The following is a 13,168-nucleotide window of genomic DNA, read 5'->3' as shown; positions in this document are numbered from 1 at the left end:
TCCCTTAAATTAGATAATACCATTATACCGAACATTAGTTCTTTTTGTCTCTATGAATTTTCTTTCACTAAAGTGATTTTTCTAATATGATTTTATGTAATCCCTTTTCATCCGTGTATGTTGAGACGACGTTAAATCCCAACTTTATGTTCAAAATTAACATATTGCGCCACTTATTCATTGTTTTCGTTTGCACGGTTTTATAGCCATTCTCTTTTAAGTAAGCATGTTGTTTTAACATAAGTGTTGAACCTATCCCAGCACTTCTATAATGTTCATCCACCCCACCTAACCAACTATAAAAGCAAGAATTATTAACAGCATAGCCCACTTTAAAACCTATAACTCTTTGTTCAGGATCTATGGCAACGAAAAATAATAATTCAGGTTTTGTTTGAATCTTCAATAAGAAGTTTTCTGATTGATTGAATATTCGATGATGTAAATCTGCTATCCCCTTTAAAACTTCAGGTTCTGGTATTCCTATATAAGATTGATAGATTACAGTCATTTTTCAATTCCTTCTTTATTTATCAAATTTGTGTAACGTTTTTTCTAATAAGTATCGTCTTGAGGAATAACAAACCGAGAATAACAGCTACGATTGCTCAAAAAATATAACAATAACTTCCTTTTTATTGGTAGTGTGTAATCATTCCGTCCCACTAAATCCAAAAAACATATAATATTTAATATTTACAGTTGAAAACAAACAAAAAGGGTATCCAATAAAAATTGAATACCCTTTTTAAATTTATTGACCTTGACCTAAAGAATAACCTCGCTCACCATTAAATTTATACAGGTTCTCAATCTTAATAAAGTCCAAGCCCGATTCTTGAATGCGCGCTAATAATTTTATAATACTTTCATTCGTTACAGCTTGTTCTTCATTTTTCTGAAAACGACAGCGCAAATGATCTGTCATAAACGTTTCAGGGAAGCCATTCGGATAAACTTTGACTCCGCGATTAGTAATGACAGCTAATGAGAATTCTGGTTCAGCGAGTGCTGTTAATTTCTCTCCAATTTCATCAGGAGTTAAGTCATCATTAAACAAGAAAACATCTACTCCATCTAATTCACGAACAACATTAGATTTTGGTCGATCTTTAACGAGTGGAGCTAGTTTAAAATTATTTTCATTAGAGTTGTCTTCATTATTATATTGAACTGGTTTGAACGTAGTAGGCTCTTGCCCTAACCGTTCGATTACAGCCTCTGCAAACTCCATCGTACCAACAGATGCTCCGCCTTTTGCTATATCGCCTGTATGAATTCCATCTTCTAATGTTTTCAACCATGCATTATGAATACGAGTAGCAACGTCAGCTTGACCAATATGAACTAACATCATGATAGCCCCTTGAATTAAACCAGAAGGGTTGGCAATTCCTTTTCCAGCAATATCAGGAGCACTTCCATGGATAGCCTCAAACATCGCTACTTGATCCCCAATATTTGCCGAACCAGCAAGTCCTACACTCCCCGTAATTTGAGCAGCAACATCAGAGGCAATGTCCCCGTATAAATTAGGCATGACAATTACATCAAAATCTTGTGGAGAATCAGCGATTTTAGCCATTCCGATATCAATAATCCAATGCTCTGTTTCAATTTCAGGATACTCTACCGAAATTTCTTTGAAAACTTTGTGAAAGAGACCGTCCGTCAATTTCATAATATTATCTTTCGTGAAGCAGGTTACCTTTTTGCGGTTGTTCTTTTTTGCATATTCAAATGCGTACCTTACGATTTTTTCGCAACCGGGGCGGGTAATTAACTTTAAACACTGAACGACTTCTGGCGTTTGCTGATGCTCAATGCCAGCGTATAAGTCTTCTTCGTTTTCACGAATAATGACGAGATCCATGTCAGGGTGTTTTGTTTGTATAAATGGTGCATAGGAAACATTGGGCCTAACATTTGCATATAAACCTAACGTCTTCCGAATGGTTACGTTAAGGCTTTTATACCCTCCACCTTGGGGAGTTGTTATTGGTCCCTTAAAAAATATTTTAGTTCGTCTTAATGATTCCCATGCTTCGTCTGGAATTCCAGTTGTATTACCAGATATGTATACCTTTTCGCCGATATCAATAAATTCAGGTTCAATCTGTGCCCCCGAATGTTCTAGTATTTTTAGGGTAGCGTTCATTATTTCAGGACCGATACCGTCTCCTCGAGCAATAGTCACTTTACGTTTTTCTGTCATAGTCAATCTCCTTCCAATCTTACAATGATCGAATGTCGTTTCCTTAATCCATATAGACAAATTAGGAACGTAGCTATGTAATGTCTTAAAAATAGTAATAGCCTTCTTAGTTTTTCTTTAATCTTCGTCTACATGCACTAAAAACGATATTAATTCTAAACCGAGAAATATATATTTCATTTATTGCAATATAATATTAATATAAAAAAAAGGATAGTTCAATTAAACGAACTTATCCTTACGCTTTAGCCATTACTATGAGCTTACCAAAAGATCAAAATGAACTGCCACAATCATTACAAAATCGAGCATCTTTTACATTTTCATGGTTACACTTTCCACAGATTTGAACAAGCGACTTCCCACATTCATTACAAAATTTTGAGTTACTCGGATTTTGTTTTAGGCACCCTTGACATGTTAAAGAAGCTTTACTATTTTGACCTGCTTGAACTGCCTTAGTTATTTCTTTAACCCCACCAAAAGTTTCTTTTGCCAAGTAATTAAAGGTATCTTTGGCAACAGGAGCATATTCTCTGCTTTGGTACTATGCGACCGTTCCTCCATAGCCAAGTCCCGACAAACTAATTCCAACAAATAAAAATGGCATTGCTACAAAAAATAGCCCAAAAAATCTCGGCTCTCTAAAAAAGTCGGCTGTAAAAAAATCAATGAATGCGACTATCATACAAACTACTCCAATAAAAATTAGAACTGGACCTAGCCATCTAAAAAGAGATCTAGTTTTCAAATGTTGCTCAGGTATAATTTGCTTTTGCCCCACCATGATCACCTCTGGTTAAAGTTCCTAACATCTTAATCTACGTATATTCTTTACTTTGAGTTTCAAAAACAGTGTAAGGATCATAAGGACCCTACTCCATTAATAATTGTTTTCCAATACTTTTATTTTACTCCTCTCCTATAATCATACGTTTGATGAGGAAGTTCTAATTGCACTTGATTGATGCGGACGGTCTGATCATCTAACCAAACTATATCTGCATTCTCTTCTCTATATTGCCAATATATTTTCTTAGGTCTTTTGTTTTGTTGATTAAAAACCAATTCGCCAAGAACAGTGTAAGAAACGGTAGCGCCACCATTATTGAGATAAGCTTTAATTGTATATGTACCACCTGGAGAAGTTGACTCCACAATTAATTCTTGTTTAAATCTACTATAGTCATAAAATAACCAATAAACGCCATAGGTAATGAGTCCAGTAATTAGTAAGAATCCTATAAAAAAACTTTTAATTAGTTTTTTGTAAACTTTCTTCTTTTCATCTTCATAGTCGTGATCCAATAACATCTTCCTCCAAATACATTCTAATAATTCTTATTTGATCGTTACTTACTTCATTAATGTGTCTTTTAACTTCTCGTAATCTCTGATTGTTATTAGTTTTGTATTGATTTCGATCTCATTTCCTGTTTTTAAAATTAGAACGAACCAAGTGCCTAAATCATGACCTTCTTCAATTTCGGATAAAGGGATTTTCTTCCTAGGAAAAACTAAACCTTTATGAATAGACAGGACTTCCTTATCTATTCTAAGATAATCAATTGAATGTAATTTAAAATGATAGATTGATAATATTAGGGATCGTCACAACAAAAATCGGCATCATGATTAAACCAAAAGGCAGCTGTCGTTTAACATATAAATTAGTAACCATAAATTTAAAATAGCAACTAATCCCCACACACCAGCAGCAATTCTCAAAATTTTATTTTCTTTTAATATTCAAACAAACCTCTGTGTGTAATGAGAAATTGTGTAGAAAAAGTAGTTTTATTAATAATACCATAATTATACAAATTTTCTCTGCTATTTGGTCTATTACTGTACCTTATTTGAAAATTAACTTGTAAATATATTAGTTGTCTAACTTCAATTTCATAAAAATAGATGCGATTACCAGGTTCTGTAATCGCATCTAAAAAACAATAAACTATTTTTCTTTTAGGACCTCTACAATCACCTCCGCTAAAAAGCCAGCTGCCTTATTGACTTCCTCGATCGTATTTTCAGGACCTCCAATCTCTAATAAGATCGACTTTTCGGACAAGTCTTGATTATAATTATGATTAGTGAACGCACCCTGTCTAAGTATTACTCCTCTTGATAAGCCCGGATGATATTCTTCGAGTCTTTGGTTTAATTTTTCAGCAAAGCTCAAGTTTGGTTGATAATTTGAATGATTTCCATTCACAACAAAAACAATTCTCGCAACGTCTTCATCATTATACTTCATAGTCGTGCGATTTCTAGGAAGTGAATCTCGATGGATATCCAATATAAGCTCAATAGAATCATGTTGTTTCAACACTTCATTCGTGTAAATTCTTGAAATATCGTATGACTTTGAGTACATCCAACCTTTATTTAGAAGATCTGATTGAACATCTCTTTTTTCCTGAATTGCATTTATTCCATTATCATGAAGTTGTTTACTTAAATATTCACCAACTAATGTGATATTTAAATCATGGTGTTGTGCTTCTTCAACAGGGACATCACTCGCTGTTAAATTTTCTAAGTCAGGTACAAACGATTCGTAATTATGAGTATGCAAAATATAAACTTGTGGTGGTTCACTTGGTATATTCATTGTATTAGTAAGAAGCGCCTCTGAATTTATAAATAAAATAAAGAATATAATACTAGCTAAGCTTAATCCAAAAGCTGGAATTAAAGAGGTGAAATTACGTTTCTTTGAAAATTTTAGAATCAACTTATCCTCTAATTCATTTTTAAATTGGTTACTCGGCATAAGAGCTGCATGTTTTCGTTTTAGTTCGTTAAGAATGTCTTGATCTTCCTTTTTATCCATTATCTATCCACCTCTCTTTCGCCATTTCCTCAGTTGCTTCTAATTCCTTTTTTAAGATTTTAAGAGCGCGATGGTACGTTACTTTCACTTTAGACTCAGTCCAGTCCATTATCTTAGCTGTTTCAATAATCGATAATTCGTGCACTCCTCGAAGAAGAACAACCATGCGGTAATCATACTTTAAATCTTTTAAATGTGAATAAAGAGCAGAAACCTCTTCTTTTCTAGTTACAACATCTTCAGTCAATTTTTCTTGTTGTTGATTTGGTAACCATTTTAGTAAATACTCATAAAGAAAGTTTTGACGTTTTACCTTACGTAGATGGTCAAAAGTTACATTTTTAGCAATAGAAAATAACCAAGTTTTCATTTCTGATTGGCCTTTATAAGTAGATAGAGATTTGAATAATCGCATAAATACCTCTTGTGTTAAATCCTCGATATCATTTCGGTTATTTATAAACGATGCGATGAACCGATAGACATCATTAAAATAAAGGCCGTACAATCTTCTGATGTCTTCTTCTAATTCTTTATTTCCACTCAAGACTTCACCTCCATTTTCTTTTATTCAAAGATTAGTCTGTTTTTATAAATTAAAAGTTACAGTGATTTTATTTTTTCTACTTTTTCTAATACTAACAACCAACTGTTCTATTAGCTATTATACAATTACTGCTGTTTACCATAAGAAAAAAGCCAACTCAAAAGTTGGCTTTTTTCATCATTTATTTCTTATGCTGTGGGTATTTATTGACAATGTGTAAAGAACTGATAATCCTTTTATTTACCCAATTTCTCATGTTTGGTTGGTTATAATTTTCATATATGCTTTGTCTGTTTTCTTGAGTAGTCGCATATTGAGGTGATAAACTATTAAGGGAGAGTGCAATCACATCATTCCTGCATTTCTTACATTTACAAAAAGCTTGATACTCTGGCCCTGTAAGAAGGATATCAACCAAGACTTCAACAATTTCCTCCATGATATTCCTATAGCCTCTTGTTTCCATAATCAGACCTTCCTAGTTGTTATTCAAATTAGAAGTAAAAAAAAAGGTTAACAATTCCAGTATTAACCCTTTAACTAATATATCCAATATAATCCGTGCAATACTACTTTAATAAGTAACCTATATTATAATCCCTTAAATTCGTTTACAGGTAAGTCAAATTCTTTAATCATCTCTTTAATGACTAAGTCCATTCCTTTCACTTCACCTAACAAAATTTGTTTTAATTCAACGAGTTTTTCGTTTTCAATTTGTTCGAATAAAGTGTTTCTTCTACAGATTAGTCTTTGAACATACATCAACATTCTTTTCTTTTTAATCGAATCTGGCAATGTGATCGCCCCTCCTCCAAAATATAAGACGGAAGGTGAATATCGGCAACTGGCTAGCATAGTTTCCATTCCCTTAGCTCCTATAGTTTTGCGTCATCATTTTTCAATGATTTTGCCCTTTCGTCTACTATTATATATGTTTATTATGAAGACTAATAAATAAAAGTCAAATACAATTATAGGCTACTAGATAAATTGGAATTTAACAGCATTAGTAAAGTTATTTTCTGTGTAGTATTTCCATTTAACAGATAGATTAACAAGTAAATGGTTAGATGATAACTTTACTTTACAATCTTAGTTTAGGCGTCTATGTTAATTAATTTAAAGAAGGAGTCAAAACCGATTATCAGTCCTCATTTTGTTTACTATTGAACGATTGTTGCCTTGACCGATTACCTAATACAGATTGAATTACACCAAATCGATAGCCTAAAAGAATGTAAATCGAAAAACCAACTAACACACTTGAACTTAGTACAATTGCAGCACTAGTCCAATTTACGATAGGGAAATGATGTTGAGTGTATATCATTACGATCCAAGCATATAGGCCCATAATAGTAGAAAAAACAAATACTGATGTCGTTTCTTTAAACAGCTCATTAAATTGATAACCAGCATATCTCCGTATCGCCCATAACATTATTGCGATTGACAGAGCATATCCAAGGTATGTAGAGAATATTCCTCCAAGGGGTCCCCATTGATACAAAAGAATATAATTAAGAGACAACTTAACAATTAAGCCACAAACGAGTGCAATCACCGCGAATCTTTGTTTATTAATTCCTTGCAAAATAGCTCCTGAAACAGCGAATAAAGAGAAAAATAAAGCAATCGGAGCGTAGTATCTTAATACCATTCCACCCATTTCTACCTCATTAGGCCAGTAAAAAAAACTAAATACAGGATATGATAAGGTAGATAATCCTACAATAGCCGGAACCGTAAAGAATAAGATAATACGAAATGTTTTTGTAATCTGTTGTTGTAGGGCCTTTCGATCATTTAATATAAACGATTTAGTGATAGTTGGTACTAACGTAATCGAAAAAGCAGTTGCTAATGCCATCGGAATTAGAATCAGTTTATGAGCAGTTGAACTGAAAATGGCAAAAAAAGTAACGGGTTCACCCTCTGCCATTAAGCCACTTTTGCTTAAGGCATTCGTCACTGTAAATAAATCAACTAATTGGAATAAGGGGATGGCCAATCCAATAAATGATAAAGGGATAGCATAGCCAATCACTTCTTTATACATTTCTTTTAGAGAAAGAGTATGTGTGACTGTACTAGACTTTACTTCGTTCAAAATAAGAGATTTTCTTTTAATCCAATACCATAATAATACGATCATACCTGCCCCAGCGCCAAAAAAAGCTCCTAGTGTTGCTATTCCAACTGCTAATCCTAGTGAACCATCTTTTACATAAATGATGAAATAGACTGCTAAAAGGATAAAGATAATCCGAACAATTTGTTCAATAACTTGTGAAACAGCTGTGGGCCCCATCGACTGATGTCCTTGAAAGAAACCTCGTATGATTGCCATTATTGGAACGATTAATAAAGCAACACTAACCATTCGAATTGTAAAGATCACGTCTTCCATTGAATTTCCTTTTAGTTCGTTAGGATCTATGACAATCCAACTCGCTATCAAAGGTGCACTAACATATAACACAAGAAACGCAATAACACCATTAACGGCCATAAAAAGAATCCCTGTCTTTAATAGCCGATAACCGATTTGATAATCTCCCATAGATTGGTATTTTGAAACAAATTTCGAGACAGCTAAAGGTACTCCTAGTGTTGCTAAACTTAATAAAACGGTATAAGGAATAAAACCAAATTGATATAATGCATTTCCTGTTTGCCCCACGATAGCTGTAAAAGGAATAACGTAGATAAGACCTAACATTTTAGATATATAGGTTGCAGCAGTTAAAACAAGTGTACCACGAAGAAGTTTTGCATCTGACATCCATCATTTCTCCTGATTCTATTATTTTCAATTGAAAATTATAAAGACTAACTATTATTAAATAAGGTCAACTATAATTATGTTTGTACACATTTTGTTGCAGTTATTTTAACATTAATTTCCTTTGAATAAAAAGAAAATAGAAAAGCGCCCCTGTTTTTTTACAGGAACGCAAAAGTTACTCAGTCTCTTAAAAACGTCTCGTTTTTCAATCATTTTGGCCCGCGAATGGTTTACCTAACAATTTATCTAAACAGCGAATGATTTCTTTGTTTTCTCCTACATAAAGAACGATAATATTACCTTTTTTATAAAAGTGAGGTTGTGACACCCAACTATAAAATGAATGACCAATTCTAAAGCCATCTTTACTAACAAAAAGCGATTCATTTTCCATCTCTATAGGGTCTCTAAATTCAAAAATATGAATGCGCCCATCGTCTAATTTTAAAATCGTTTGTGAAGCAGCAAAATTAATTTCTATATCTACTTGATCTATAATGTTAAATTCAAAATCTGATTTTTCAAATTGAGAAATAAATTCATTTTTATCTATTGTTGTTCCCGCAGAAACCGCTCCTGAAAAAATGAATACGGATAACAGTACAATAAATAATAGTTTCAGTAATTTCATAAAATCCCTCTTTTACACCTTACTGTGCTCAAATCAGTTTTAAATTATCCTGAAACCTTAAATACCCCGAAAATAATGTCGTATCAGTATCAATAAAAAAGATTAATCCAAAAGGTACGGACCTTCTGGATTAATCCAATAAGCAATTTCTATATTTAGACTGATTTTAAATTTCCCCTCTTAAACCGAAGAGAAAATAGACATTTTCAGCTGATCCTCGTAATAATCTACTGACTATGAATTAGTTCATAATTTTGCACATATCATTAGTAAATTCAACAGGATCCGCAATTGGAAGTCCTTCAATTAATAGAGCTTGGTTGTACAATAATTTTGTATATAGGTTTAGTTTCTCTTGATCATTTTGGAAAGCTTTCTTAATTGATTGGAAAACTTCGTGATTTAAGTTGATTTCTAAAATTTTATCAGCTTTAATATTTTGGTTATCAGGCATTGCTTGTAGAATTTTTTCCATTTCAATGGTTACTTCACCGTCTGTTGCTAAGCACACTGGATGTGTTCTTAAACGTTTAGAAACTCGAACATCCTTGACTTTATCTGCTAGAATCTTCTTCATAGCTTCAAAAAGATCGTGATGTTCTTGCTCTTCTGATTCCGTCTTTTCAATCTGATCATCTGGTTCGATTCCTAAATCCCCACTTGATACGGATTTAAACTCTTTTTCTTTATAATTTATTAGCATTTTGATCGCAAATTCATCAATATCTTCTGTGAAGTATAACACTTCATATCCCTTATCTGTAACAAGTTCAAGTTGCGGTGATTTTTCAATTCGCTCATGCGACTCTCCAGAAGCATAATAAATATACTTTTGTTCTTCTGGCATTCTAGCTGTATATTCAGCTAATGTAACCATTTTCTTCTCAGTAGAAGAGTAGAACATCAATAAATCTTGTAAAGCCTCTTTATTTGAACCAAAATCAGTGTAAACACCATATTTGATCTGTCTACCAAAAGCTTTAAAAAATTGTTCATATTTCTCGCGTTCATCTTTTAATAAACTCTGTAACTGGCTTTTAATTTTATTGTTAATGTTCTTTGCAATTAATTTTAGTTGACGATCATGTTGCAGGATTTCTCTAGAAATATTAAGAGATAAATCCTCTGAATCTACCATACCTTTAACAAAGCTAAAATGATCAGGTAAGAGATCCGAACATTTATTCATAATTAACACACCATTGGAATAAAGCTCAAGCCCTTTTTCATACTCCTTCGTGTAATAATCAAATGGAATGTTCTCTGGAATATACAAAATAGCATTATAGCGCACTGCACCATCCACGCTGATATGAATGTGCTTTAAAGGCTTATCAAAACCATAGTGCTTTTCTTTGTAGAAATTCTCGTAATCCTCTGTTGTTAACTCGCTTTTATTCTTTCTCCAAATGGGAACCATACTGTTTATCGTTTGTACTTCTGTATAGTCTTCCCACTCATTGTCACTACCTTCTTTAAGTTTTCTTTCTGTTACATTCATTTTAATAGGGTAACGTATGAAATCAGAATATTTCTTAATAATAGCTCGTAAGCGATGAGAGTCAACGTATTCGTCATAGTTTTCGTCTTCTGTATTTTCTTTTATCGTTAATTCAATGGTAGTTCCAAAAGTGTCTTTTTCAGCTTCTTCAATGGTATATCCGTCTGTTCCATCAGATTGCCATTTATATGCATCATGACTACCTAAAGCTTTACTTGTAACCGTAACCTCATCAGCTACCATAAAGGCTGAATAAAAGCCTACTCCAAATTGACCTATAATATCATGTCCATCTTTTAATTCATTTTCACTTTTAAACGCTAAAGAGCCACTTTTAGCAATTGTACCTAAATTAATTTCAAGCTCTTCTTTTGTCATACCAATTCCTGTATCAGTGATTGTTAATTTGCGGTTTTGTTTATCTGTTTCCACTTTTATGTAGTATTGATCTTTATCAAACACAATCGACTCATCCGTTAAAGCCTTATAATACATTTTATCAATAGCATCACTCGCATTAGAAATTAACTCTCTTAGAAATATTTCTTTCTGTGTGTAAATTGAGTTAATCATCATTTCTAATAGTCGTTTTGATTCTGCTTTGAATTGTTTTTTCGCCATGAATAGTTCCCCTTCCAATGTAATTAATGATCATTATTAGCACTCTCTACTAGTGATTGCTAACTCTATTTTTATTTATCATATTCTTTTGCCCTCTGTCAATATTGATTTAAATGTTGGTAGATAGTAATAAGACTATCTTTGTAACGTTTATTTTGAAATATGTTTATTACTAATAAGTGGAGTGGTAAGTACCTAAACATTAAACGTAGAAAACCTTCACTCTTTGTGAAGGTTCTATCGTTATTGTTGGATTTGTTGGCCTTGATTAGTTAAAGATAGAGCCGTTTGTGCAGCAACAAAATCAACTTTTACTTGTTCATTTAAATCATATGGATGATAATACCCTTTTTCAATCATGTAATCTGAAAGTTGATTATGAAGCTGGATTGACTGTTGAAGTTGTTGGGTTAGTACTGTTCGCACTTCTGGTGTCACGGTTTCGGTGATTGCAAAAGCTATGTTTTTCATTGCTGTTTTCGAAGAAATTAGCATATCTGTTGCTACAATTTGATCGGTCATGGCACCTAAACCAGTTACTTTTTGGATAAAATCGTTCATCTTATCGCTCCTATTTTTGCATTAGACTTTGGTATTGCTGTATAGCCTGAGTACTGTTTTGAATATCTTGTTCCATTAAGGATTGAAGCTGTTCACAATTTACGATTGCTTTCATGGTTGTTGCCTTAGTAAGGCAAAGATTTTTAAAAGTTAGTAATTCATGCAATTCTAAACTCTCATGAACACCTAGTGTTTTTTGCATATTCTTCACCACCTCTCCTACCTTATTGTCTTCAACCAAGGATATTTACTCCTTAGAAATAAGTGGAAATATTAACTATGGCTAAACAAGAATCTGATATGATGACTACCTTACTAGTGTGATTAATGTAAAAAACCCGAATATGCACAGCTTATCTGTGATACTCGGGTCCTGTATTGGCCTTAGTACGGCCCTCTAATATGTGATTTTACTTCATTTTGGTAAAATTCTTTTAACTTAGTTAGTTCCTCTGATGTAAAAGAAGGAACCGTTCTAGCCTGGAGATTACTATCAACTTGGTTAACATTTTTAAAACCTGGTATTACACAGCTTATTTCTTTTTGATCAAGAATCCAACGCAATGCAGCTTTTGCCATTTGATCACGTCCAGTTGTAATCCATTGAAGCTTTTCACTCAGTTCAACGCCCTTTTTAAACTCAATACCTGCAAATGTTTCTCCAACATTAAAAGCTTCACCGTTGCGGTTGAAGTTCCGATGGTCGTCTACTTCAAAAGAGGTTTCCTTTGTAAATTTACCTGTAAGAAGTCCGCTAGCTAATGGAACTCGAGCTAGAATTCCAACTCCTTTATTATATGCTTTTGGAAAAAGCTCTTCTAAAGGCTTTTGTCTAAACAAGTTAAAGATCACTTGTAGGGCACGTACATTGGGGTTTTCTAAGCAAATAAGACCTTCTTCAACTGTCTCGACACTAACTCCGTAATATCTAATCTTTCCTTCTTGTTGAAGCTTATCTAACACTTCAAACACCTGGCCATCTTTTAGAATAGCCGTTGGCGGACAATGAATTTGATATAAGTCGATATAGTCACGGTTCAAACGTGTTAAGCTCTGCTCTAAATATTTCTTAACAGAGTCGTATGAATATGTTTCTGGGTTATGTATGTCACCGGCACGGCAAAATTTTGTTGCAATGTGTATTTTATCTTCTTTTCCTTTCGTTGCCTTGGCTAGAAGTTCTTCACTGTGTCCATCTCCATAAACATCAGCTGTATCAAAGAAGTTAACTCCTTTATCCATAGCATATTCAAGTGCTCTTAAGGATTCTTCATCATTGACATTACCCCATGAGCCACCAATTGCCCATGTACCAAAACTTAGTTCACTTACATTTAAATCAGTATTACCCAGCTTGCGATAGTCCATTATATAACCTCCAACTAAGTCTATTTTAGAGTAGAGAAAGCGGTTCCTTGCTTCCGTTATAGTAGCAAGAACATTTCAATTTGTAAACTATTGA

The 13,168-nt window shown here is 33.3% G+C and carries 15 protein-coding genes and 1 riboswitch; all 15 genes read right to left on the bottom strand.

Going from position 1 to position 13,168, the window contains the following annotated elements:
* Nucleotides 1–67: 67 nt before the first annotated feature.
* Nucleotides 68–511, bottom strand: a complete 444-nt coding sequence (locus JCM9157_RS10285; RefSeq protein WP_035664453.1) for a GNAT family N-acetyltransferase — start codon at nucleotides 509–511, stop codon at nucleotides 68–70.
* Between the two features lie 243 nt (nucleotides 512–754).
* Nucleotides 755–2,215, bottom strand: a complete 1,461-nt coding sequence (locus tag JCM9157_RS10280; protein ID WP_035664452.1) for an NADP-dependent isocitrate dehydrogenase — start codon at nucleotides 2,213–2,215, stop codon at nucleotides 755–757.
* Between the two features lie 274 nt (nucleotides 2,216–2,489).
* Nucleotides 2,490–2,714 carry a double zinc ribbon domain-containing protein gene (locus JCM9157_RS26050; RefSeq protein WP_081734130.1) on the bottom strand — a complete coding sequence of 75 codons (225 nt, stop codon included), beginning with the start codon at nucleotides 2,712–2,714 and terminating at the stop codon, nucleotides 2,490–2,492.
* Between the two features lie 48 nt (nucleotides 2,715–2,762).
* Nucleotides 2,763–2,903, bottom strand: coding sequence for a hypothetical protein (locus tag JCM9157_RS24620; RefSeq protein ID WP_156321484.1), 141 nt, complete (start codon nucleotides 2,901–2,903; stop codon nucleotides 2,763–2,765).
* A 218-nt stretch (nucleotides 2,904–3,121) separates the two neighbouring features.
* Complete coding sequence (locus JCM9157_RS10270; protein WP_439644341.1) at nucleotides 3,122–3,523, bottom strand: DUF5412 domain-containing protein; 402 nt, start codon at nucleotides 3,521–3,523, stop codon at nucleotides 3,122–3,124.
* Between the two features lie 649 nt (nucleotides 3,524–4,172).
* Nucleotides 4,173–5,054 carry a stage II sporulation protein P gene (gene spoIIP, locus JCM9157_RS10265; RefSeq protein ID WP_052013075.1) on the bottom strand — a complete coding sequence of 294 codons (882 nt, stop codon included), beginning with the start codon at nucleotides 5,052–5,054 and terminating at the stop codon, nucleotides 4,173–4,175.
* The gene (locus JCM9157_RS10260; RefSeq protein WP_052013074.1) at nucleotides 5,047–5,601 is read right to left on the bottom strand and encodes an RNA polymerase sigma factor; all 555 of its coding nucleotides are present in this window, start codon (nucleotides 5,599–5,601) and stop codon (nucleotides 5,047–5,049) included. The genes spoIIP and JCM9157_RS10260 overlap by 8 nt, the downstream gene beginning before the upstream one ends.
* A gap of 181 nt (nucleotides 5,602–5,782) precedes the next feature.
* Entirely contained in the window at nucleotides 5,783–6,067 is a 285-nt protein-coding gene (locus tag JCM9157_RS10255; RefSeq protein WP_035664448.1) for a late competence development ComFB family protein, read from the bottom strand.
* A 125-nt stretch (nucleotides 6,068–6,192) separates the two neighbouring features.
* The gene (locus tag JCM9157_RS10250) at nucleotides 6,193–6,468 is read right to left on the bottom strand and encodes a hypothetical protein (RefSeq protein ID WP_035664445.1); all 276 of its coding nucleotides are present in this window, start codon (nucleotides 6,466–6,468) and stop codon (nucleotides 6,193–6,195) included.
* Nucleotides 6,441–6,526: riboswitch (cyclic di-GMP riboswitch) on the bottom strand. (Overlaps the previous gene by 28 nt.)
* 222 nt (nucleotides 6,527–6,748) lie before the next feature.
* Nucleotides 6,749–8,389, bottom strand: a complete 1,641-nt coding sequence (locus JCM9157_RS10245) for a putative polysaccharide biosynthesis protein (RefSeq protein WP_035664442.1) — start codon at nucleotides 8,387–8,389, stop codon at nucleotides 6,749–6,751.
* Between the two features lie 208 nt (nucleotides 8,390–8,597).
* The gene (locus tag JCM9157_RS10240) at nucleotides 8,598–9,023 is read right to left on the bottom strand and encodes a hypothetical protein (protein WP_035664440.1); all 426 of its coding nucleotides are present in this window, start codon (nucleotides 9,021–9,023) and stop codon (nucleotides 8,598–8,600) included.
* Between the two features lie 241 nt (nucleotides 9,024–9,264).
* On the bottom strand, nucleotides 9,265–11,145 hold the full coding sequence (htpG, locus tag JCM9157_RS10235) for a molecular chaperone HtpG (protein ID WP_035664439.1): 1,881 nt from the start codon (nucleotides 11,143–11,145) through the stop codon (nucleotides 9,265–9,267).
* 243 nt (nucleotides 11,146–11,388) lie between these two features.
* The gene (locus JCM9157_RS10230; RefSeq protein ID WP_035664437.1) at nucleotides 11,389–11,706 is read right to left on the bottom strand and encodes a spore coat protein; all 318 of its coding nucleotides are present in this window, start codon (nucleotides 11,704–11,706) and stop codon (nucleotides 11,389–11,391) included.
* Nucleotides 11,707–11,716: 10 nt separating this feature from the next.
* Nucleotides 11,717–11,947, bottom strand: coding sequence for a hypothetical protein (locus tag JCM9157_RS10225; RefSeq protein ID WP_369384721.1), 231 nt, complete (start codon nucleotides 11,945–11,947; stop codon nucleotides 11,717–11,719).
* A 143-nt stretch (nucleotides 11,948–12,090) separates the two neighbouring features.
* A complete protein-coding gene (locus JCM9157_RS10220) occupies nucleotides 12,091–13,074 on the bottom strand; it encodes an aldo/keto reductase (protein ID WP_035664436.1) in 984 nt (327 codons plus the stop codon).
* Nucleotides 13,075–13,168: the final 94 nt, after the last annotated feature.

The organism is Halalkalibacter akibai JCM 9157 (assembly GCF_000513135.1).
Lineage (GTDB): Bacteria > Bacillota > Bacilli > Bacillales > Bacillaceae_D > Halalkalibacter > Halalkalibacter akibai.
This window is presented reverse-complemented; position numbering and strand designations above follow the sequence as displayed.

Bases quoted from the DNA above. Each gene is read 5' to 3' on its own strand.
- JCM9157_RS10280 (WP_035664452.1), bottom strand. From the start codon at position 2,215: ATGACAGAAAAACGTAAAGTGACTATTGCTCGAGGAGACGGTATCGGT.
- JCM9157_RS10250 (WP_035664445.1), bottom strand. From the start codon at position 6,468: ATGGAAACTATGCTAGCCAGTTGCCGATATTCACCTTCCGTCTTATAT.
- JCM9157_RS10220 (WP_035664436.1), bottom strand. From the start codon at position 13,074: ATGGACTATCGCAAGCTGGGTAATACTGATTTAAATGTAAGTGAACTA.
- JCM9157_RS24620 (WP_156321484.1), bottom strand. From the start codon at position 2,903: ATGATAGTCGCATTCATTGATTTTTTTACAGCCGACTTTTTTAGAGAG.
- JCM9157_RS10255 (WP_035664448.1), bottom strand. From the start codon at position 6,067: ATGGAAACAAGAGGCTATAGGAATATCATGGAGGAAATTGTTGAAGTC.
- JCM9157_RS10245 (WP_035664442.1), bottom strand. From the start codon at position 8,389: ATGTCAGATGCAAAACTTCTTCGTGGTACACTTGTTTTAACTGCTGCA.
- JCM9157_RS10285 (WP_035664453.1), bottom strand. From the start codon at position 511: ATGACTGTAATCTATCAATCTTATATAGGAATACCAGAACCTGAAGTT.
- JCM9157_RS10230 (WP_035664437.1), bottom strand. From the start codon at position 11,706: ATGAACGATTTTATCCAAAAAGTAACTGGTTTAGGTGCCATGACCGAT.
- htpG (WP_035664439.1), bottom strand. From the start codon at position 11,145: ATGGCGAAAAAACAATTCAAAGCAGAATCAAAACGACTATTAGAAATG.
- spoIIP (WP_052013075.1), bottom strand. From the start codon at position 5,054: ATGGATAAAAAGGAAGATCAAGACATTCTTAACGAACTAAAACGAAAA.
- JCM9157_RS10240 (WP_035664440.1), bottom strand. From the start codon at position 9,023: ATGAAATTACTGAAACTATTATTTATTGTACTGTTATCCGTATTCATT.